The organism is Stieleria sedimenti, assembly GCF_025060895.1.
GTDB classification, from domain to species: Bacteria; Planctomycetota; Planctomycetia; order Pirellulales; family Pirellulaceae; genus Stieleria; species Stieleria sedimenti.
In genome coordinates, this window is record NZ_JANZKV010000261.1 from 1 (window position 1) to 22,408 (window position 22,408).

Here is a 22,408-nt window from a genome sequence, read left to right on the forward strand (position 1 = left end):
AAGCCTGCACACCAACACTCCTGCCCGCGGCATTCGATCCTGAGCTTTCGTCTCTCTCGATTTGCTTCGACCCCATCCGGGGTCGCTGAGGAGTTCGGTTCGGAATCCCGGAGGTGTCGCTGCGCTTACCTCCGGCTACTTGCTGTCATCCCTCCGGGATCGTCCCCTCAACCGAACGGATCCGCTTGGGCCGCGCCGCCGCCGAACGGATCATCGCTGGGAACTCCACCGCCACCGCCGAACGGATCGGCACCGCCGCTTGGCCCGCCGAAGGGGTCTTCCATCGTATCCGGTCCGCCGAACGGATCCTGGTTGGGATTGACCGGCGACACGTTCTGTTGCAGTTTGGCTTCGAGTTCCAGCAACCGCTTTCGATGCTGCACGAGTCGCGCCACCGTCGCTTCGATGTCGCGTCGCAGCGTTTGGACGAGCTTCAACTTCTCGGCGTCGGACCGTTGGATGCTGGCTGCGTTATCGGCGAAGCTTGCCGAGGATCCGTTTGACCGGAACGTCGCCGCGCCCTGATCGGAGACCGACAATTCGAACGCTCCCTCGACTCCTTTGACTTTTCCGTCTGCCAACACGGCTGTGGTGACTCCGTCGCCGTGTTCCCAATTTGTGATGGGAATCCCACGAACCTCCATCTCATCTTCAATCGGCTTGATGACGACGTACCAACCGGGCCGCAGCAGATCAAATCGTATGTTTCTGCCATCGGTCGATGAAGGCAAACGCACGTGTTGATAGGCAGCCCGCTGGTCACGATGTTCGTTCAAGAACTTGGCCATCGTCGACCGCGAGGTCACGGCCGAAGCGGGAGGTGTCGTCAGCGTTGGCGTGTCCCCGAAGGATTGGCGACGAAAGGTTTCGAGGTGGTAGCGGGGCGACGGTTGATCACCCCATTCGGGCAGCGCGTCGTCACGCTTTTCCGGGGCGCGCAGAATCAACGATCGCAGGGGCGGAAAGTCAACGGTGATCGGCTCGGGCGACTTTCCGGAAACCAAAACAATCGTGCTGGGACCGCCGCTGGTCAAAAGCTTGAACAACCGTTTCGTATTGACCTTCGATTGCTCCAATTCAAGGGAATGTCTTGGCACGATCGCCACCCGAACCTCTCCCGGCGGGACCGAGATCACTTCGCCCAATTCGGCAGCCTGGTACCATCGAAACCGTGGACTGAATCGCCAGTCGTCGACATCAAGTTGTTTGCCCAACGTCTGTGACGGATTGAGTTCCTGTTTGTATTCTTGCAAGCTGGGATAGGCGAAGCCGTTTTGCCAACACGTCAGGACTTGGTACCGCGAGCTGTCGATGCCCGACGGCGGGGAGACGATGATCTTTCCCCCACTGCGCAGTGTGACCCTTGCTGAGAGCGTCGTACCCTTAGGGATGAAGCTGAAACCCGATTGATGGACGGCCAATGCCGACACCGCATGCACGCCGACGCCGCGATTGCGTCTTCGGCTGTCCTTGTCCAGTTCAACAGTTCCGTCGTCCTCGGCGGTCAACAGTTCGCCCAGCGGCGAGGTCATCGGTTGCAGTGGCTTGCCGTCAAGAAACGCGAGGTGTGGAGCGGAAGCAGAATCTCCCGGTTGCATCTCTTCATATCCCATGTCCATGCTGTAACCCTCGTCCATGCCCATACCGGCTCCCATTCCCATGTCCATACCTTCGTCCATGCCATACTCGTCGGCGCCGCCTCCGCTGCCCATCATCATGTCGCCCATGTCGCTCATCATTTCCATTTCCATATCCATTCCTCCGTACCCCATCCCCGGATCTTGATAGGTGCGATAGAACTTGGTGCCACCGGCCGGCTGATCGTCGGGTGTCACGAATGTGATGTCGACGGCGGCGGCGATTGGGGTCGCGAACAGGCAACAGAAGAAGATCAAGAGGGTCGTGCGATTCATGAGTCGATTCCGTTGATAAGCGTATTCATTGGAGACGTTTCGATCGGGGAAATTCGATGGGTTCAAATCCCGGGCGGCTGCGTGGAGAGGCAGGAAAATTTTGGAGGTAGGAAAATTGGCTCAATGGCGTTGATAGTGCATTCCGAAATCTTCTTACCTCCAAAATCTTCTTACCTGTTTCCCGCAACGACGAGGCCCACTGGCTGGCTCTCAAGGCGGATCAGGGAGTAGGGATTGCAGTTTGGATTCCCAACGCGGCAGCGTGGTTTGGTTCAACTGATCAAGTTCCGTTTGGAGTTGATCGAGATAGCGGTCGGTTTCATCCGCAATCGAATTCGATTGCGGCGGGACGGCGAATTCCGCCGTCTCCGTCGATTCAGACGAACCAGATTCCGTGGGTTGCACTGCTTGCGGTTGCACTGCTTGCGGTTGCACTGCTTGCGGTTGCACTGCTTGCGGTTGCACTGCTTGCGGTTGCACTGCTTGTGGGTTTAGTTGAGGCGTTGCGGTGCCGGAAACACCTCCGACTGCATCAAACATCATCCAGCCCGCTCCCGCGATCAGCAGTGTCGCCAAGCAAATTGCAACGATCGACGTAGTGCGTTTCCGCTTTGTTTCGCTCACGGACAACTCCTTGGGAATCGGGGCGGACCCGCCTTCGGCGAGGTGTCGCTGGCAGGCTTCGATCCACTGAGTCAGCTGTTCAGCCGACGGACGATCGGCGGGGACGTCGGCGTGAAGCTTGGCGATCAATCGATTCACCCAGTCGGGTAGGTTGCGGCAATGATCGGCAAGATTGGGCAGCTGGGAATCGGCGATGCGACGAACGATCGCGTGCGTGTGCATGCCGGACATCGGCGGCTGGCCGACCAACATCGTCCACAGCACCGTCCCCAACGAATAGATGTCGCCGGCCGGGCCGGCGCCGCAGCCGGAGGCTTGTTCGGGCGACAGATAAATCGGCGTGCCGGCAAATGTTCCTGTCGCGGTGCACGTCGCATCGGTTTGCACTTTGGCCAAGCCGAAATCCGACAACACCGCACGTTCGGTTCCGGCGTTCAACAGAATGTTGGCGGGTTTGACATCTCGGTGCACGACACCGCAGGCATGTGCCGCCGCCAGCGCGGACGCAACTTGACGTGTGATCCGTAGCGTTTCATCGAGCGGCATCGGACCCGAATCGCGAATCCGCTGTTCCAAGGACTGCCCGGCCAAATACGGCATCACCAGATAGGGAACGTCGCGGTATCGATCGACGTGATAAATCGAGATCACGTTGGGATGCACGACCGCGGCCGCCGAGCGGGCTTCGCGTTCAAGCGTCAGCAACGTCTCCGGGGATTGCCAGTACTGGGGCTGTGGAATTTTGATCGCGACGACACGATCCATGTCGATGCTACGTGCCTTGAGCACGATTCCCATGCCGCCGCTGCCGACCACGCCCAAAATTTCGAATCGTCCCAGGCGACCGAGCGACCGTTCGTCTTCGGTGGGACCGAGCAGGGTTTGCACGAGCGAAACGATCGCCGGGCTGGATGATTCGCTACGCGACCGATCCGCACCGTCGGCATCGCCCACCTGCCAATCGTGACTGGTCAGCCCTGTCGATCGAAGCGCCTCGCGAGACTGACAGAGGAACGGATCGTCGGCCGACAAACGCGCCACCATGCCCTGGCACCGCTCGCAAACATCCAGATGGCTCTGTAGTACCATTTCGTCCACGGCAACGTTGCCGCTGCCGGTCAGCCAATCTCGCCAGATGGCTTCCTCGGGGCAGCTCGCTTGATCGGTCATCGCGAGTCCTCCGTCAGACCGGCGTCTTCAAGTTGTTCGATCCGCGTCACGGCATCGCGCAGCCGACGGACAATCCGGCTGCGGATCGCATAGACCGATCCGATCGAGCGGCCCGATTGCAGGGCGGCCTGTTCGATCGAAAGGCCGTCAACGTGGGTTTGCCAAAAGATTTCCCAATGCTCCGCATCGACCCGGGACTGGACGTTCCCGGCGGCGGTGACGAACAAATGCTGTTGGTGCTGTCGGTCCCACTCGATCCGCGACGCGTCATCAGCGTGTGCCCGTTGCGACAACGAAATCTGGGCGCTGGTGCCTCCGGTGCCGCGTTTGGAGAGTTGGCGTGTGACCAAATTCAGCAAGGCGTTCTCGGCGATGCGTCGCAGCCAAGCTCGAAATCGTTGGGGACGGGAAGGGGTGTCTTGCTCGGCATGGCTGGACCACCGACTGGCGGCGCGAAACACCCGTGACATCACCTCGGCCACCAAGGTTTCGGCATCGTTGTGTTGCAACCCACGGCCCCTGGCGTAGCGATAAATCACAGGGCGATAGAGCGTATCGAAGCGGTTCCACGCCGCATCGTCTCGCGAATCCGCCAAACGCCGGACGAGTTTCGGTTCGGTATCAGGCCAAGGATGCATTCAATCGATTCTCGCAGAACGGAGGAGATCGTGTGGGGGAACACGTAAAAGACCCGTCTGGGGATGAATTCTGACAAGAAATCTTTCCCGATGACGAGAATGTCGCATCTGCGTTGAGTCTGTCGGTGTGCGGCCTTCGCCGGGCGTCACGTCTTTGCTGCGCTGGACCATCCCCGGCGCGCGCTGAAGTGGCGCCTCGGTCGACAGCTGTCAATCTGGCATTGCCTGTCTGAGGCCCCAAAACCGCCTACCGGCGACGCTGCCAAAAAAGGTTTTTGCGGAGATTCGTTCGCTGCAAAGCTTGCTTTTTACGAGAAAAACGCCTCGCCCCACGTGGCAGACCGGCATTTCTCGCGTAACGACGCATCGACTGGCACGTCCTTTGCTTTTCGATTACACCGACGCCTCAGCAGGCGAAAACGACAGGCAGATCGGACGGCGGTCGCCTGAATTGAACACCATCAACATTGACACGTTCAGCACAACCCAACGACGGCCCCCAAGCGTTCCTCTCAGAGATGGGAAACGCGATGGCCGAATCCACTCGAACAATCCACCTTTCACGGAGATGAAGCGTTATGGCTCAGGGCGAAAAAATCATCGGCATTGACCTCGGGACGACCAACAGTGTGGTCGCCATCATGGAAGGCAGTGAGCCGAAAGTCATTCCCAACGCCGAAGGCAACCGGCTGACGCCGAGTGTGGTCGCGTTTACCGACAAGAAGGAAACGATTGTCGGCGAACCCGCACGACGCCAAGCGGTCACCAACCCCAAACGCACCGTCTATTCGGCCAAGCGTTTTATGGGTCGACGCCATCACGAGGTCGAGTCGGAAGAAAAGATGGTCCCCTACGGTGTCACCGGGGCTGCCAACGAGTACGTCAAGATCGAAGTCGGCGACGAGACCTTCACGCCGCAGGAGATCTCGGCCAAGGTGCTCCGCAAGCTCAAGGAATCTGCCGAGTCTTATCTCGGTCACAAGGTCAACAAGGCCGTGATCACGGTCCCCGCCTACTTCAACGACGCGCAGCGTCAAGCGACCAAGGACGCCGGCCAGATCGCCGGGCTGGAGGTCGCGCGGATCATCAACGAGCCGACCGCGGCCGCACTTGCTTATGGACTCGACAAAGCCAAGGACGAAAAGATCATCGTCTTTGACCTCGGTGGCGGTACCTTCGACGTTTCCGTTTTGGAAGTCGCCGACAGTGGTGACGAAGAAAACGAAAGTCGCGTCTTTCAGGTCATCAGCACCCACGGAAACACCCACCTGGGCGGTGACGACTTTGACGAAGCGTTGATCAACTACGTTGCCGACGAATTCAAGAAAGAAAACGCGATCGACCTTCGCAACGACCCGATGGCGTTGCAGCGTTTGCAAGAAGCGTGTGAAAAGGCCAAGAAGGAACTGTCGAGCCTTCCCGAGACCGACATCAATCTGCCCTTCATCACGATGGACCAAGCCGGTCCGAAGCACTTGACGATGAAGATCACTCGCAGCAAGTTCGAAGAGCTGATCGATGATTTGGTCGAAAAATGTAAGAAACCCGTCTTGGATGCCCTCAAGGACGCCGGGTTCTCACCGAGCGACATCGACGAGATCGTCCTGGTCGGAGGTAGCACGCGTGTTCCCAAGGTCCGCGAACTCGTCAAAAAGATCTTCAACAAAGAGCCCCACCAGGGCGTCAACCCGGACGAAGTCGTCGCCATCGGTGCCGCGATCCAGGGCAGCGTGCTGGCCGGCGACCGGACCGACGTCCTGTTGCTCGACGTGGCGCCGCTGACCTTGGGAATCGAAACCGAAGGCGGCGTGATGACCCCGCTGGTCGAACGCAACACCACCGTCCCGGTCGAAAAGAAAAACGTCTTCAGCACCGCTGCGGACAATCAAACCGCCGTGACCGTTCGTGTTTTCCAAGGGGAACGCAAGATGGCCGCCAACAACCGGCTGCTCGGCGAGTTCAACCTCGACGACATTCCCGCGCAACCGCGCGGCGTGCCGCAGATCGAGGTCAAGTTCGATATCGACCAAAACGGCATCTTGAGCGTTTCGGCGAAGGAGCTAAAGACGGGCAAAGAAGCCAAGGTCGAAATCAAGGAAGCCGGCGCGCTGAGCGATGACGAGATCGAAAAGATGCGTCGCGATGCCGAGCAAAACGCCGAAGAAGACCGTAAACAGTTCGAATTGGCCGAAGCCCGCAACAAGGCGAATCAGCAAGTTCACCAGCTCGAAAAAGAGATGACCGAACATGCCGACAAGCTCTCCGACGGTGACAAAGAACCGCTCAACAAAGCGATCGAAAAAGTCAAAACGGCGTCGGGTACCGACGATGTGAATGCCATCAAGCAGGCGACCGAGGAGTTGGACGCCGCGGCCAAAGCGTTCAGCAAAGTCTTGTACGAGAAGACGGCCGCAGCCGGTGGCGACGCAGACGCCGCGGCCGCCGGTGCCGCCTCACCCGCCGGCGACTCCGACGACGACGATGCCATCGACGCCGACTTCGAAGTCAAGAGCTAAACGACGACAGGTTGTCTGAACGATCAAACGCCACCGACCGGCACACCGCCGCTCGGTGGCGACGACAGACGGGTGTCATGTCGCCCGTCTTTTTTTACGCACCTACCCAACCCCATCACCACCAAACAGGGTGTTTTTTGTTAGCGGCAGGGCGCAAGCCCTCCGGTTTTTCACGGTGTTTTTGAAGCGCGACCGGACGGCACGCGCCGTTCCGCTAACTCAGTCAGTGCCAAGCCAGCCAACCGATCCACCGGCAAACCACAGCGGACCAACCAAGACGATTTCGTCACCCACGCAGGAGCATTCGCGATGACCTTCCGATTCGACAAATTGACCACCAAAGCCCAAGGCCTGATCGCCGAAGCACAGGGGCGTGCGACATCGGCCGGCAATCCCGAAATCACCTCCCTGCACCTGCTCTCGGCCATGCTCGACGAAAGCGGTGGTATCACGGCCGCGCTGTTGTCCAAGATGAATGCCGATGCGAATCAACTGCGTGAACTGACCGCCAGCGAGTTCGAAAAATTGCCCAAGGTCAGCGGCGGCCGACAACCGGGCATCGCCGCGGAACTGCAATCGGCCCTCAACGAAGCCGCCACCAGTGCCCAGTCGCTGAAAGACGAATTCGTCAGCACCGAGCATCTGTTGCTGGGGATCACCAAAGCCAAGACGAAAGCGCAGAGTCTGCTCTCATTGTGTGGCGTCAGTGCCGACGACGTCTTGAAAGCGGCCAGCGAAATCCGTGGCAGCGCACGCGTGACCGACCAGAACGCCGAAGACACCTATCAGGCGCTCGAGAAGTACGGCGTCGATCTGACCCAACTCGCCGCCGCCGGAAAACTCGATCCGGTCATCGGCCGGGACAACGAGATCCGCCGCGTGATCCAAGTCTTGTCGCGACGGACGAAAAACAATCCCGTCCTGATCGGACAACCCGGTGTGGGAAAAACCGCGATCGCCGAAGGCTTGGCGCTGCGGATTTTCGAAGCCGATGTGCCCACCAGTCTGAAAAACAAACGGGTCATCGCGCTGGACATGGGAGCCTTGGTCGCCGGGGCGAAATTCCGCGGCGATTTCGAAGAACGCCTCAAAGCCGTGCTGCGAGAAGTCAAGGATTCCGATGGTCGCGTGATCCTGTTCATCGACGAACTTCACCTGGTCGTCGGCGCGGGCAAGGCGGAAGGTTCACCCGACGCGGCCAACTTGTTGAAACCGGAACTCGCCCGCGGCGCGCTCCGCTGCGTCGGCGCGACGACGTTGGACGAATACCGTCAACACATCGAAAAAGACGCCGCACTGGAACGGCGATTCCAACCGGTCTACGTCGAAGAGCCATCGGTCGAAGACTCGATCGCAATTCTCCGTGGCCTGAAATCACGCTACGAATCCCACCACGGCGTGCGGATCACCGACAGCGCCCTGGTCGCCGCCGCGACGCTCGCCGATCGTTACATCACCGAACGCTTCTTGCCGGACAAGGCCATCGACCTGGTCGATGAAGCGACCAGCCGATTGGCGATGGAAAAAGAAAGCGTGCCCGAACCCATCGACCGCATCCAACGCCGGTTACGACAATTGGAACTCGCGCAGCGACAACTTCAAGACGAAGACTCCAGTGATGCTTCGATTGTGAGCCGCCGCGAAGAGATTCAATCCGAAATGGAATCGCTCGGCAAAGAGCTTGCCGACCTGCGGGAACAATGGGAAAGCGAAAAGATCGGGCTCGATGGCGTGCAATCCATTCGTCAGGAAGCCGAAACACTGGCGCACCGATTCGCAACGCTCGACGCCGAAGCCAAGCAGACTCAGCTTCGCGGAGAAAACCCCGAAGACCTGTATCGAGAGATGTTGGAAGTTCAATCGCGTCAGGCAGAACTCGAATCGAAACTGGAAGAAATCGAGAAACGCGATCAAGGTTCGTCCGGCGAAGAAACGTCCGACGAACCCGAACGTCGGCTGCTGCGAAGAGAAGTGACGGCGGAGGAAATTGCCGAAGTGGTTTCAGCTTGGACCGGTGTTCCGGTAAGCCGAATGATGGAAACCGAACGGGCCAAATTGCTGGTCATGGAAGAACGCTTGCACACCCGCGTCATCGGTCAAGACGAGGCCGTGCGAGCCGTTTCCGATGCGGTCCGTCGCAGCCGCAGTGGCTTGGCCGACCCGAACCGGCCGATCGGATCCTTCTTGTTCCTCGGACCGACCGGCGTCGGCAAGACGGAACTGTGCAAGGCGCTCGCCGAAATCATGTTCGACGACGAGAACGCGATGGTGCGGATCGACATGTCCGAATTCATGGAACGACATAGCGTCGCGCGGATGATCGGTGCGCCGCCCGGATACGTCGGCTACGAAGAAGGCGGAAAGTTGACCGAGGCCGTGCGTCGACGCCCCTACACCGTGATCCTGCTCGATGAAATCGAAAAGGCACACCCGGATGTGTTCAACATCTTGCTGCAGGTGTTGGACGACGGCCGGCTGACCGATGGTCACGGACGCACGGTGAACTTTACCAACGCGGTGATCGTGATGACCAGCAACGCGGGAAGCCAAGAGATCCAACAGATCGCGGCCGACGGCGGAGGCGAGGAGGAGATGCGGGAGGCCGTGGAACAGGCCTTGCGCACTCGGTTCTTGCCCGAGTTCCTCAACCGCATCGACGACACCGTCATTTTCCGTCCGTTGAATCAAGCCCAAATCCGCCAGATCGTCAAACTGCAACTCGCCCATCTCGGACGCCGCTTGCACGACAACGGGCTGACGCTTGAGGTCACCGATGCGGCCATTGATGAGATCGCCAAGACCGGCTACGACCCGACCTACGGTGCACGCCCGCTCAAACGCGTGATCCAGCGTGAAGTTCAAAATGAACTGGCAACCGCGCTGCTGAAAAGCGAATTTGCCGAAGGCAGCACCGTCACGGTCGACCATGACGGAGTGAACTACGTGTTCGGGTAAACACCAACGTGCGCTGGTGTGCAGGCTTCAGCCGCCCGTTTCGCTGCTCCGCAGCGACCGGGGATCGCCTCAAGGCTAAACACCAACGTGCGCTGGTGTGCAGGCTTCAGCCGCCCGTTTCGCTGCTCCGCAGCGAAACGAAAATGGCCTCAAGGCGCAGGTCGGGAGAGGCCCGTTGGCATGCACAGCATGCCCTACCCCACTGCCGCGACAAGTCAGACTACAGATCCGCCGTTGTCCACACGCCGTCGATGCGGCGTGGGGTTTGGCCGGTCGGGTTCTTGTCCGCCAACAACGCCGGTAATCGTTCCGGCCGGACGTTGTCGTAGCTGGTCAGTTTCCCGAACCGCAGCAACGATCCGGGGACGCCGACGGCGGTGAAACCCGGGTGCCCGGTCGCGGGAAAGGGGCCGCCGTGATTCATCGCGGCCGAGACGGCGACTCCGGTCGGCATCTTGTCGTTGAGCACCCGCCCGACCTTCGGCGTCAATTCGAACGCCACCTGATCGTACGACGCATCGTCGCTGCCGGCCGGATCGCTGTAAACGCAGCCGGTCAAGTTGCCTTCCAAACTGGCCACGACGTTGCAGAGTTCATCCAGGTCCTCGGTGACCACGACCAATGATGCATTGCCGAACGCTTCGGTTTGAAATCCTTCGGGATCGGCCAGGAACTGTGTTCCGGTCGCGGTCATCAACGTGTTGGCCAGCGCACATCGGCCGGCTTCGACGTCGCCGCCGCCGACCAACAACTCGGCGCCAAACGAGCAGAGTTTCTCGATGCTGTCTTTCAAGCTTCCGGCAACGGCGGGTGACAACAGGGTTCCGGCGGGCGATCCGGCAAAGCGTTCTTTGACCGCGGCGATGAATTTGTCGGTACCCTCGCCGGCGATCGCCAGCACCACGCCGGGATTGGTGCAAAACTGGCCGGATCCCATCAACGCGCTGCCGCAAAACTCGTCGACAATCTCGTCGCCGCGGGCGGCCAGGGCACCCGGCAACAACACGACCGGGTTGACGCTGGAAAGTTCCAAATAGATCGGTTTGCCGGCCGCGTCAGCGGCGGCCTTGAGTTTCAGTCCGGCCGACCGGCTGCCGGTGTACCCGGTCGCACCGACGCGTGGATCGGCGACCAAACGCTCGCCGTCGGCATGTCCGGTGCGATAGATCAACTGAACGATTGCGGCGGGCATGCCGGTTTCTTTTGCGGCTTCCAATGCCAGTCCTGCAAACAGACGCGTCGTTTCGGGGTGGGAACTGTTGGCTTTGCCGATGACGGGATTGCCGGCCGCGATCGCCGCGGCAAAGTCCCCGCCGGAAACCGATCCGAAGGCAAAGGGGAAGTTATTGGGTCCGAACACACAAACCGGTCCGAGCGGCTCGTAGCAGGAGCGAATCCCGGCGGCGGTGTCGATCGTCGCCATCGCCCAATCACCGCTGCGACAGGATTCTGCGGCGGAACGAAGTTGACCACTGGTTCGTGGCAACTCTCCGTCGGCGAGTCGCGGTGACTTGGCCAGACCGGTTTCGGCGTGTGCCGCCTCGACCAAGCTGTCTTTGGCCGCATCGATCTTGTCGGCGTACAAATCCAAGAACTCCGCGATCTTCGCCGCGGGAAGCGTTCGCATTTCGCGAGCCGCTTCGGCGGCGGCATCCAGCGCGGCATCGCAATCGGCCCACGAACTGATCGGAAACTCGGCGGGCAGCTTTTCGTTGGTGTTCGGGTTGGTCGCTTGGAACGTGCCGACCGAATCGGCGTCGCGCCAGGTTCCGGCGAGGAGTACTTTTGCGGTCATGATAAGATTGTCGATGGGTTGAGATTGGAGTTGGAAAGAGTATCAGCCGACGGGCGAAAGGTGGGATAGGCTTCCAGCCTGTCAATGCTGGGGCTGACGAGCCTGGAAGCCTATCCCACGTTCGTTTACCCCTGAATGATCGGATTACTGAGCGTGCCGACGCCGTCGATGGTGATATTGACGATGTCGCCGGGCAGCAGTGTGAAATCGCTGGTGGGGACGATCCCCGTCCCGGTCATCAGAAACGCACCGGCGGGGAACGAATTGTCTCTGGCGAGCCAGTCGACCAGGTTTTCAAACGTTCGTGCCATCTGGCCGCCGCTGGTCTGTTGATCGAAAACCGTCTGGCCGTCGCGGACGATCTGCAAGTCCACGCCGATCGAATCCGCCGGCGGCAAGGCGTCGAACAAGGTGATCCATGGCCCCAGTCCGGCGCATTGGTCATAACACTTCGCTTGCGGCAGGTAGAGCGGGTTTTCGCCCTCGATGTCTCGCGAACTCATGTCATTGCCCACGGTCAATCCCACGATCCGCATTTGGGGGCTGATCACCAGCGTGATTTCGGGTTCGGGCACGTTCCAGCTGGCATCCGATCGAATCCGCAGCGGTTGCCCGTAACCGGACACACGATGGGGAGTTGCTTTGAAAAACAATTCGGGGCGATCGGCGTTGTAGACCCGGTCGTAGCACGACGCAGCGGCTTCGGACTCCTCCATCCGTGCCGTTTGAGAACGCTTGTAGGTGACGCCGGCCGCCCAGACTTCCTGATGGTCGATCGGGGGCAGCCATCGCAGTTGCTCATCGATCTCGATCGCGGCTTCGGTTTGTAGGGACTCGGCAGCGGCAATTGGCGTGGAATGGGCGATCAGATCCGACAGGCTGGCGATTTGATCGGTCATCACCAACGGAAATAATTCGTTTTCGCGGACCAGTCCGACGCGAATCGTGTCGGAAGCATCAAAGAATTTTGCTACTTTCATATGTCAAACCTTATTAATGAATGGTCCCAACGGATGGCATACATCGTGAACGTACCCCCGACGAACCGCCCGAGCCTGCATCGGCGGTTGACCTTCGCCTTCGCCGCGGTCGCAACAACCATCACGATGACGTTTGCCGGTTGCAGCTGCACTCGAGACCCTGGCGGAAACGGAAACGGTACCACGCCACCGCTCAACAGTGAATCGGAGGCGAACCTGGTAAAAATCAATCAGGCGCTCGCGGCGACGGAAAACATGGAACCCGAGCAAGCCGAACAACTCTGGTCGGGGCTGCGAAATCAGTTTTCCGACGACCCCTCGGTGGCACTCAACCGGGCGCTCAACGCCGTGCTGGCGGTCGACATGCTGACCGCCGCGGCGACCGACTCGGTCAAATCCGGCGAAGAAAAACAGGCGGCGCGGTCGCGGCTTCCCGACGCGATCGAAGCGGCGCGCAAGGCGATCGAAGATTATCAGAAGAATTCCGGCGACGAGATCACCAAACGATGGCTGAACAGCCGCATCGACGCTCACGAGGCGGCGCTGCTGGGGGCGACGATCGGCAAATCGCTGCGCCGCGATCTGTTCAACCGTCTGACCCAAGCCATCGATGGACCGATGGGAGACGACCCCAGGACCGTCATCTTGGGCGGACCGCTGATCGACCTGTTGGAAAAAATGTCCGACCCCGTCGATGGGCTACCGGATTCCGTCTTGAAACCGGCTGCCAAGTCGCTGCAAAGACTTTCCGACGAAAACGATGACAATCTGTTCCTGGCGCTGCGGGCACTGCGGTTGGCGATCGACAACCAAGATCCCTCCGCTGCCGAACTGGTCGATCGCACCTGGCGTCTGGCCCAAGCCGTCGAACCGACCTTGGCCGCCTACACCAAACCGATCGGTCTTTCGCCCGAAGACCTGGTCAATCAAATCAAAGCGGCGATCGAGAAGGGGGACTGGGCCAAAGCCGACCAGTCCTCGGTCTTGTGGTCCAACGTCCTGAACCCGTTGGAGATTGTCCGCACCGATCGGCGCCGGACGTCGCCACACCCGTTGGACCGACTGAACTTCAACACCGTCCGTCAGCTGAGCGCCGAAATCGCCACCGCCAAACCGATCGCCGGCGACGAAGCCACGATCTCATTTGAGTTTTCGTCCGCCGGTGACGCCGCACGGGTGTTGCCCCTGGACGCCGATCTGGATTTCAAAATGGATCTGGCCGCCGTCACCAGCGACGGAAAACTGAGTTTGCTGACGCAGCAAGGCGACACCTGGGACGCGATCGCCGAACTCGATCTCGGTGTCACACCGAGCGGTTTGGTGGCCGCGGATTTATTCATGGTCGACAGCAGTGATTCCGATCGCATCAAACGCAGCGGACCGGTCACCGGCAATGAAACCGAGCGAGACTATTCGACCAAAGTCCGCCACGACACATTGCCGGCCCTGATCGCGTACGGCTCGTTCGGTTTGCGTCTGATTCAGATCGATACCCGCAGCGAAACTCCCGCCGACAAGCGATTGACGTGGGTCGAAAAGACGACCGGGCTGGAAGATCTGCCGGCGATTACGGCCGTGACGACCGGCGACTTGGAAGGCGATGGAGACTTGGATTTGATCGTCGCGCCGGCGGACGGCCAGATCCGTGTCTGGATCAATCGCGGCAACCGGACCTTTTTCGAAGCTCCCATCGGAACCAGCACCGTAGACGCCGACGATCCGATCGCCGACATGACGATTGCCGACCTGGATCGCGACATCGACCTGGACGTCCTGGCCATCCACCAGTCCGGACGCGTCAGCATCTTGGAAAACCTGCTGCACCTGCAATTCCGCTTCCGAACGTTGGACGACGTGCCGACGCTGCCGGTCGCCGAAGACGATCGTTCACTGAGCATCGTGGTCGAAGACGTGGACGCCAACGTCGGCTGGGATGTCATCACGACGTCCAGCCAACAATCGATGGTCGCCTTCGGAAACTCAGCCGACATCGGCGTCTGGACCGTCGACCGTGTCGAAACGGGGCCAGGCTTTCAATCGCGGCCGGCCATGGCCGACTTTGACAACGATTCCTATCTCGAGTTGATCGGCCCGGCGTCATCAACCAAGGCGGCACAAACGTTGAAACTCGGCCCCTGGGGAATCAACGTCGTCAACACGGACACCGAACTGCCCGAGAACCTGACGGGCGGCGCCGCAGCCGACTTCAACAGCGATGGCCGCATCGACCTCGTCTCGCTCAGCGGCGATGACATCCGAGTCGGCATCAACCAGTCCGCCGGCGACGCGCACCAGATCTCGGTTCGCTTCAAAGGCATCGCCGACAACGCCGCGGCGAGCGGACGTGTGAACCACTACGCCATCGGATCGGTGCTGGAACTGCGATTCGGGCCGCACTATCGAAGCCGGATCGTCCGCGGACCGGCGACGCATTTCGGCATGGACGGATTCGACTCGGCCGACACCATCCGTGTCATCATGCCCAATGGATTGACGCAAACGATCCGCAGCCCCGAGGTCGACTCCATCATCGAAGAAGAGCAAACGCTGAAGGGATCGTGCCCGTACCTGTACAGCTGGGACGGAGAGCGGTTTGCATTTGTCACCGATTGCTTGTGGGCGGCTCCGTTGGGACTACAAGTCGCCGCCGGCGTCGTTCAGCCGGATCGGCCGTGGGAGTATCTGAAAATTGACGGCGATCTGGTGCGGCAAAATAAAAACGGCGAATACGAGTTTCGGCTGACCGAAGAACTGTGGGAAGTCGCCTACGTCGACAAAATTGAATTGACGGCCGTCGACCATCCCGCCGACGTCGCGATCTATTCCAACGAAAAAGTCGGCCCCCCCAGCGTCGCGACACCCACCATTTTTTCCTTTGATGAAAACGAATTGCATCCGGTCGCTGTCGCTTCGGACACCCGGGCAAACGACGTGACGGAATGGTTGACCTCGGCCGATGAACGCTACGTTCAAGGCTTCGACCGACGGATTCGACAAGGACTTTGCCCGCCACACTGGATCGATTTGGATTTCGGTGACGCGGTCAAGCAACGGCTCAGCGGCGACGACAACGCGGCGGTCTATCTCGTGCTCCGCGGTTGGATCTTGCCGACCGACACGTCGTTGAACATTCAAATCGACCAAAACCCCGAACTGCCGGCGATCGAATTTCCGTCGGTGTGGGTGCCCGATGCGTCGGCCGAATCGGGTTGGCGAAACGCCATCGAGTTCATGGGCTTTCCGGGCGGCAAGACCAAGACGATCGTCGTCGAAGTTTCCGAGCACCTGCAGCCGCACGATCCACGCCTTCGCGTGCGGACCAGTGCGCAAATCTATTGGGACGCGGCCTCGCTGGCGATCCAGGACGATCCGGCGTCCAGCGTGACCCAGCCGATGCCGTTGATCGACGCCGAAGTCGCTTTCCATGGGTTTTCCAAACGCATCCAAGCGGACTCGACGCGTCCGGAAACCTATGACTACGGGCAAGCCGATTCGCAACCGAAATGGCCGCCGCTGCGTGGGACCGTGACACAATTCGGCGACTGCAGCGACCGACTACGCGACTGGGATGACTCGATGGTCGTGATCAGCGGCGGCGATGAAATCCGGATGCGGTTTCGCGCCCCCGAGCAAACGCTGCCGGAGGGTTGGAAACGCGATTTCATCTTGCACTGCGTGGGCTGGGACAAGGACGCGGACCTCAACACCCTGACCGGGCAATCCATCGGACCGTTGCCGATTCGGGACATGCGTGGCTACCCCCCGACGGCCGAGTCGGCCGATCAGTTTGACGCGGTCGAACGCAAGAACGCCGATTCGCTGCGTCGCCGTCAGTCGTTCCGAGCGTTTTGGAATCGCGGTCTGCCGAGCAACAAACCGTTTTTGACGACCGTCGATGCCGGTTAGCAGGACCGAGCCGCGGAAAAACGTCGCATCGGGAGCGGACGGACCAAACCGAAAGCGGTTTGGTTGCGTCGTGATTGGTGGAGCGAATCAGATTCGCCGCAACAATGGACTGTGGCGGAGAACGTATTGAGGCGTCACCGAAAGATCAGCCGTTTGCCGCCAGCCCCCCACTGCCACAACCTCCCTCCGCTTTTCCCATGACCGCATCTCCTGCCACCCCCAAGAAACCTCGACGCGTCATCACGCCTCGCTTGCGAGTCTTGCTGTACGTCGTGTTGACGCTGTTCGGTGTGCTGGCTGCCAACGGGCTTTACCTGACCGGCGTCACGTGGCTGCAGGTTTTCACCGGCCAGGTCTACGAGTCGCACTTTTATCAGTTGATGTTCCTGGGCCATCTCGGGCTCGGTCTGTTGCTGATCCTGCCGGTGGTGATTTTTGGATTCGCGCACATGTGGCGTGCAAAGGATCGACGCAATCGCCGCGCGGTCAAGATCGGTTACGCGTTGCTGGCGGTCGCATTGATCATTCTGATCAGCGGCGTGTTGCTGACGCGGATCGGCTCGCTCAACATCGTCAACCCGTCGGTCCGAAGCGTCATCTACTGGGCGCATTTGCTGACCCCGCTGATCGCCATTTGGCTGTACTGGCTGCATCGCTTGGTCGGTCCTAGGATCAAGTGGCACATCGGACGTCGCGTCGCGGTGGCGATCGGCTGTTTCGTGGCCGTGATGGTGGCGTTCCAAGCGAGCGACCCACGGATCAGCGAAGGCATCGCGCCGGTCGAAGGCGACAAGTACTTCCAGCCTTCGCTCGCGTCGACGGCGACGGGCAAATTCATTTCGCAAGACGTCTTACAGAACGACGATTACTGTCTGCGCTGTCATAGCGACATCCACGAAGACTGGGTTCACAGCGTTCACAAATTAAGCAGTTTCAATAACCCGGCCTATCGCGCGTCGGTCCGCGAGACACGACGAGTGGCCGCCCAACGCGACGGTTCCGTCCAAGCCTCGCGATGGTGCGCCGGATGTCACGATCCGGTCCCCTTCTTTTCAGGCAAATTCGACGATCCGAATTACGACGATGTCGACGACGTGACCGCCCACGCCGGAATCACCTGCACCTCCTGTCACGCGATTCAATCGATCGATTCACACGTCGGCAACGCGGATTACACGATCGACGAACCTCGACACTACCCCTTTGCCTACAGCGATCACGGCGTGCTGCAATCGTTGAGCGATTTGATGGTCAAGGCGAAACCGGCTTTCCACAAGTCTGAAATGCTGAAACCGTTTCACAAGACCGCTGAGTTCTGTGGCACCTGTCACAAGGTTTCTCTGCCCGGCGAATTGACCCATTACAAAGACTGGCTGCGTGGGCAAAACCACTACGACAGCTATCTGCTCAGCGGCGTGTCCGGGCACGGGGCGCGGAGTTTCTATTATCCGCCCAAGGCACAAGAGAACTGTAACGAATGCCACATGCCGCCGCGTGCCAGTGACCAGTTCGGTGCCAAGTACAACGCCGAACTGGGCGGTTTAGCCGTCCATGACCATCGGTTCCCCAGTGCCAATTCCGCCTTGTCCTACTGGACCGGTGACCTGGACGGCATCGAGGCGCATCGCAAGTTGCTCGAGGGTTCGCTGCGCCTGGACCTGTTCGGCCTGCGGCGCGGAGGGTCGATCGAAGGCGAACTGATCGCGCCGCTGCCCAACCAGGGAGCCAGCGTCGTCAAGGGCGAGTCCTACCTGATCGAGACCGTGCTGCGAACGTTAACCCTGGGTCACCATTTCACCCAAGGCACCACCGATTCGAATCAGATTTGGATCGAGTTCACCGCGATTCAAGACGGCAAGGTGATCGGCAAGAGCGGCAGTCGTGACGAGCGCGAACGGGTCGACGAGTGGTCCCACTTCGTCAATAACTTCGTCGTCGACCGCGAAGGCAATCGCATCAATCGGCGCAACGCCCAAGATATTTTTACCGTGCTGTACGCACACCAAATCCCACCGGGGGCCGGCCAAACGGTGCACTACCTGCTGAACGTCCCCCAGGAATCAAATGCGCCGATCGAGATCACGGCGCGGCTGTTGTATCGAAAGTTTGACACCGAATATTTGGATTACATCCGCGCCGATCGCGATCCCGAGCGCGACCCGCTCGACCTGGGCAACGTCGGCGACCCCAACGATTTGCCGATCATCGAAATCGCTCGTGATGCGGTCACACTGACGGTTACCGACGAGCACGTCGAGCTGGACGCCCAATGGGCGCTGGCCGAAGCATCCGATGACCAGCCACCGATTCCGACCTGGCAGCGTTGGAACGATTACGGGATCGGCATGTTGCTCAGGGGCAGAGCCGAACAGAAACAAGCCGCCGAAGCGTTCACCAGGGTCGGCCAGTTGGGACGTTCCGACGGCCCGATGAATCTGGCGCGGGTTCAGTTTGCCGAAGGTGACTTGGACGGTGCAACCGACAGCTTGACCGAGGCGCTCGAAATGGATCCCCCGCCGCCGTCGTGGACACACGCTTGGCTGAGCGGCGTGGTGAACCGACAGCAGGGGAACCTGGAGACCGCCGCCAAACTGCTGCAGGGCACGCTGGACACGCGCGTCCCCGAGCGGGGGTTTGATTTTTCACTGGACTACGTCGTTCGCAACGAATTGGCACTCGCGCTGTTGGATATCGCCCAGCAGAAAGACGTGATGGGAGACGAAGCGGCTTTCCAAGACTACTTGGAACGCTCACGTGCCGAGTTCACGCGCGTGCTGGAACTGGACTCGGAAAACGCCACCGCACACGCCAATCTGGCCAAGATCGCCGGCTTGGCAGGCGACCGGGCGGCGCAAGAGCACCATCGCCGATTGCATGATCGATACAAACTCGATGACAATGCATCGGCTGTCGCGTTGCCGGCGGCGCGGCGCAAGTACCCGGCCGCCAGCCATGCGGCCGAGGCCCTCGTGATCTATGACTTGCATCGCGATTGAAGCAGTGGGACAGGCTTCCAGACGCGTCATCGCTGCATCGACAGGCTGGAAGCCTGTCCCATTGGTCAGAACCGACACTGATTTCCCCCCGACCGTCACGTCACTCCTCCTCACCGCTTTTCCATGACCCATTTGCCGAACGATCCCCCCGAAGACGAAGACGAAGACGTACAGAACGACGCGGTGATCGAATCCGCGTTTCGAAAGTCGCTGATTTTTATCATCGTGATGATGCTCCCAATCATCGGGATGTTGGCCTTTCTGAATCTCCGTAAGAAGGACCGCACGGCGATCGAGATCCAGCCCGAGGCTCCCGAAGGCCGACAGGTCGACCAGGCCAGGCTTCCGCAAATCCCGCTGGTTGAGGTCACGCAGGCGTCCGGTGTCGACTTCAAACACTACGCGGGCAAGCAGGGCGAGAAATTGCTGCCGGAAACGATGGGCAGCGGTGTCGCGGTCTTCGATTACAACCAAGACGGAAACCAGGACCTATTGTTCGTCAATTCGACGGATTGGCCCTGGACCGAAAACGCGTCGGCAAGCCCCTGTCGTCTTTATCAAGGGGACGGCACGTTCAAGTTTGTGGATGTCTCCGAGCAAACCGGGCTCGATTTGTCGCTTTACGGGATGGGGGCCGCCGTCGGTGACTACGACAACGATGGCGACCGCGACGTCTTCATCACCGCGGTCGGATCCAACCGCCTGTTGCGAAATGACGGCGGAAAGTTTGTCGATGTGACCGACCAGGCCGGCGTGTCGGGATCCGCAGACGCCTGGAGCACCAGCGCGGGCTTTTTCGATTACGACAACGACGGACGCTTGGACCTGTTCGTCTGCAACTATGTCACCTGGAGCCGCGACCTGGACCTCTCGCAAACGTTTTCGATCGACGGAGAAAACCGATCCTACGGCCCACCCGATGCGTTCTCGGGCGCCCACTCGTACCTGTACCACAACGAAGGCGACGGCGTCTTCAAAGACGTTTCGCAGTCATCCGGGATTCAGATGCGAAGCGCAGAAACCGACGTCGTGCTGGGCAAAGCGATGGGCGTCGTTCCGGTGGATGTCAACCGAGACGGTTATCTGGACATCGTCGTCGCCAACGACACCGTGCGCAATTTTCTGTTCGAAAACAATCGCGACGGCACGTTCACCGAATCGGGACGACTGGCCGGGATCGCCTATGACCTCGCCAGCGGCAATGCCCGCGGCGCGATGGGGATCGACGCCGCCGTCTTTCGCAGCGACGGCACGCTGGCGATCGGCATCGGAAACTTTGCCAACGAAGCCAGCGCGCTCTACATGGCATCGCCGAAGCGGCAGACGTTTGTCGACGCGGCCATGTTCACCGGGTTCGGCCCGCCGACACGATTGGGGCTGACCTTCGGCCTGTTCTTTTTTGACGCCGACCTGGACGGTCGCCTGGACATCCTGGGCGCCAACGGCCACCTGGAAGAGGAGATTGAAAAGACGCAGCGGACGTTGCGTTACGCCCAACCGCCCCAGTTGTTCTGGAACGCGGGACGTGAAGCGCAATCCGAATTGGCGCTGTTGGACGAAAACTGCACCGGAGAGTCGTTTTGCGAACCGATCGTCGGCCGCGGTGCGGCGTTTGGTGATTTTGACAACGATGGCGACCAAGACATCGTGATCTCGGTCAGCGACGGGCCGGCCAAGCTGTTCCGCAACGACCAGGCCAGCGGACATCACTACCTCCGATTTCGATTGCAGGGCACACGTTGCAACCGCGACGCCATCGGGGCCGCGGTCACCGTGACGGTCGGGGACCAATCACAAACACGCGTCGTCATGCCGACCCGCAGCTACCTCAGCCAATCGGAACTGGAACTGACCTTCGGACTCGGCGAGACAGAAACCGTCGATCGGGTGACCGTGACCTGGCCCGGCGAAGCCCCCGTTCCAGTGGAGGTCAGCGGCGTCGATCGGTTGACCGAACTGGTGCAACAGTAGGTCACGCTGTGCGTGACAGCAGACAACCGGCATGCGCAGCATGCCCTACGAAAACGACGCCGGAACCCACCTCGTCACTACAACTTCAAGCCCCAACTTTCCATGTCATCGGTCAGCGGGTGGTTGGTCATGTCGAACTGTAGGCTGGTCAGCGTCACGTTGCCTTTTCGCAGCTCGGTGATGTCGGTCTTTTCTTGCGGCGGCTCGCTGGGTTCTTCCCACAGTGCCCAGTAGTAATCGCGTCCGCCGGGGTCTTGGCGTTTTTCGTAGCGGTTGCCGTACTGGGCCAGCCCCATCGGCACGATTTGCAGTTCCGCGGGCGACTGGGTGGCTACGGTCGGGATGTTCAGATTGAACAACTTCCCTTTGGAGGCGGGGTGCTTTGCGATCCCACCGATGATTTTTTTTGCGATCACCGCCGCGGACTGAAAATCGGCATCGGGGTCGTATTCGAGCGAGACGGCGACGCTTGTGGTTCCGAAAAAGGCCCCTTCGATCGCCGCGGCGACGGTGCCGCTGTACAGCACATTGATGCCGGCGTTGAGTCCGTTGTTGATGCCGCTGACGACCAGATCGACCGGATTGTCGCGCAGCAGTTCGGCGATTGCCAGTTTGACACAATCGGCCGGGCTACCCTCGACCGCCCATGCCCAATGTCGGCCGTCGCGATGAATCGATTTCCCCACCAACGGGGAGAGAAAGGTGATCGAGTGACTGACGCCCGACTGTTCAGTCGCCGGCGCGATCACGATTACCTCCCCGAGGTGGCGGAGCTGTTGTTCCAGTGCGGCCAGTCCGGGTGCGAACACACCATCGTCGTTGGTCAAAAGAATTCGCATGGGTTCATCAAGGTGGCATCGTGGGAGAAATTCTGGCAATCGGCCGAACAATCGGCCGCGCCAATCGTTGGCCAATCGTTGGCCAATCCCGGGGGCTGGCGGCCG

11 protein-coding genes are annotated in these 22,408 nt (G+C 60.1%); 5 read left to right on the forward strand and 6 right to left on the reverse strand.

Annotated elements, in window-relative coordinates; translation table 11 throughout:
* Nucleotides 1-167: 167 nt before the first annotated feature.
* From NZK35_RS28625 to NZK35_RS28635, 3 genes are all read right to left on the reverse strand, one after another.
* Nucleotides 168-1,913 carry a hypothetical protein gene (locus NZK35_RS28625; RefSeq protein ID WP_259635949.1) on the reverse strand — a complete coding sequence of 582 codons (1,746 nt, stop codon included), beginning with the start codon at nucleotides 1,911-1,913 and terminating at the stop codon, nucleotides 168-170.
* 210 nt (nucleotides 1,914-2,123) lie between these two features.
* Nucleotides 2,124-3,707: a serine/threonine protein kinase gene (locus NZK35_RS28630; protein WP_259635950.1), complete on the reverse strand. Its 1,584-nt coding sequence runs from the start codon at nucleotides 3,705-3,707 to the stop codon at nucleotides 2,124-2,126.
* Complete coding sequence (locus NZK35_RS28635) at nucleotides 3,704-4,345, reverse strand: RNA polymerase sigma factor (RefSeq protein WP_259635951.1); 642 nt, start codon at nucleotides 4,343-4,345, stop codon at nucleotides 3,704-3,706. Before NZK35_RS28635 ends, NZK35_RS28630 begins: the two co-directional genes overlap by 4 nt.
* Before the next feature lie 578 nt (nucleotides 4,346-4,923).
* On the opposite strand from NZK35_RS28635, the gene dnaK reads away from it, so the two are divergent.
* Both dnaK and clpB read left to right on the forward strand, forming a co-directional pair.
* Nucleotides 4,924-6,861: a molecular chaperone DnaK gene (dnaK, locus tag NZK35_RS28640; protein ID WP_259635952.1), complete on the forward strand. Its 1,938-nt coding sequence runs from the start codon at nucleotides 4,924-4,926 to the stop codon at nucleotides 6,859-6,861.
* A 309-nt stretch (nucleotides 6,862-7,170) separates the two neighbouring features.
* Complete coding sequence (gene clpB / locus NZK35_RS28645) at nucleotides 7,171-9,816, forward strand: ATP-dependent chaperone ClpB (RefSeq protein ID WP_259635953.1); 2,646 nt, start codon at nucleotides 7,171-7,173, stop codon at nucleotides 9,814-9,816.
* Nucleotides 9,817-10,036: 220 nt separating this feature from the next.
* Here the strand turns inward: clpB and NZK35_RS28650 are convergent, their stop codons facing one another.
* Nucleotides 10,037-11,611: an aldehyde dehydrogenase (NADP(+)) gene (locus NZK35_RS28650; protein WP_259635954.1), complete on the reverse strand. Its 1,575-nt coding sequence runs from the start codon at nucleotides 11,609-11,611 to the stop codon at nucleotides 10,037-10,039.
* Nucleotides 11,612-11,736: 125 nt separating this feature from the next.
* Nucleotides 11,737-12,591: a fumarylacetoacetate hydrolase family protein gene (locus tag NZK35_RS28655; protein WP_259635955.1), complete on the reverse strand. Its 855-nt coding sequence runs from the start codon at nucleotides 12,589-12,591 to the stop codon at nucleotides 11,737-11,739.
* A 45-nt stretch (nucleotides 12,592-12,636) separates the two neighbouring features.
* Between NZK35_RS28655 and NZK35_RS28660 the strand changes: the two genes are divergently transcribed.
* The 3 genes from NZK35_RS28660 to NZK35_RS28670 all read left to right on the forward strand — a co-directional run bounded on the left by NZK35_RS28660 (nucleotide 12,637) and on the right by NZK35_RS28670 (nucleotide 21,464).
* Nucleotides 12,637-16,497, forward strand: coding sequence for a CRTAC1 family protein (locus tag NZK35_RS28660; RefSeq protein ID WP_259635956.1), 3,861 nt, complete (start codon nucleotides 12,637-12,639; stop codon nucleotides 16,495-16,497).
* 197 nt (nucleotides 16,498-16,694) lie between these two features.
* Complete coding sequence (locus tag NZK35_RS28665; protein WP_259635957.1) at nucleotides 16,695-19,493, forward strand: tetratricopeptide repeat protein; 2,799 nt, start codon at nucleotides 16,695-16,697, stop codon at nucleotides 19,491-19,493.
* Nucleotides 19,494-19,616: 123 nt separating this feature from the next.
* Nucleotides 19,617-21,464, forward strand: a complete 1,848-nt coding sequence (locus NZK35_RS28670; RefSeq protein ID WP_259635958.1) for a CRTAC1 family protein — start codon at nucleotides 19,617-19,619, stop codon at nucleotides 21,462-21,464.
* 77 nt (nucleotides 21,465-21,541) lie between these two features.
* Here the strand turns inward: NZK35_RS28670 and surE are convergent, their stop codons facing one another.
* Nucleotides 21,542-22,303 carry a 5'/3'-nucleotidase SurE gene (gene surE, locus NZK35_RS28675; protein WP_259635959.1) on the reverse strand — a complete coding sequence of 254 codons (762 nt, stop codon included), beginning with the start codon at nucleotides 22,301-22,303 and terminating at the stop codon, nucleotides 21,542-21,544.
* Between the last annotated feature and the right edge of the window lie 105 nt (nucleotides 22,304-22,408).

What these genes read in the sequence shown, in the direction of transcription:
- NZK35_RS28625 (WP_259635949.1), bottom strand. Translation starts at nt 1,913, where the DNA reads ATGAATCGCACGACCCTCTTGATCTTCTTCTGTTGCCTGTTCGCGACC.
- NZK35_RS28630 (WP_259635950.1), bottom strand. Translation starts at nt 3,707, where the DNA reads ATGACCGATCAAGCGAGCTGCCCCGAGGAAGCCATCTGGCGAGATTGG.
- NZK35_RS28635 (WP_259635951.1), bottom strand. Translation starts at nt 4,345, where the DNA reads ATGCATCCTTGGCCTGATACCGAACCGAAACTCGTCCGGCGTTTGGCG.
- dnaK (WP_259635952.1), top strand. Translation starts at nt 4,924, where the DNA reads ATGGCTCAGGGCGAAAAAATCATCGGCATTGACCTCGGGACGACCAAC.
- clpB (WP_259635953.1), top strand. Translation starts at nt 7,171, where the DNA reads ATGACCTTCCGATTCGACAAATTGACCACCAAAGCCCAAGGCCTGATC.
- NZK35_RS28650 (WP_259635954.1), bottom strand. Translation starts at nt 11,611, where the DNA reads ATGACCGCAAAAGTACTCCTCGCCGGAACCTGGCGCGACGCCGATTCG.
- NZK35_RS28655 (WP_259635955.1), bottom strand. Translation starts at nt 12,591, where the DNA reads ATGAAAGTAGCAAAATTCTTTGATGCTTCCGACACGATTCGCGTCGGA.
- NZK35_RS28665 (WP_259635957.1), top strand. Translation starts at nt 16,695, where the DNA reads ATGACCGCATCTCCTGCCACCCCCAAGAAACCTCGACGCGTCATCACG.
- NZK35_RS28670 (WP_259635958.1), top strand. Translation starts at nt 19,617, where the DNA reads ATGACCCATTTGCCGAACGATCCCCCCGAAGACGAAGACGAAGACGTA.
- surE (WP_259635959.1), bottom strand. Translation starts at nt 22,303, where the DNA reads ATGCGAATTCTTTTGACCAACGACGATGGTGTGTTCGCACCCGGACTG.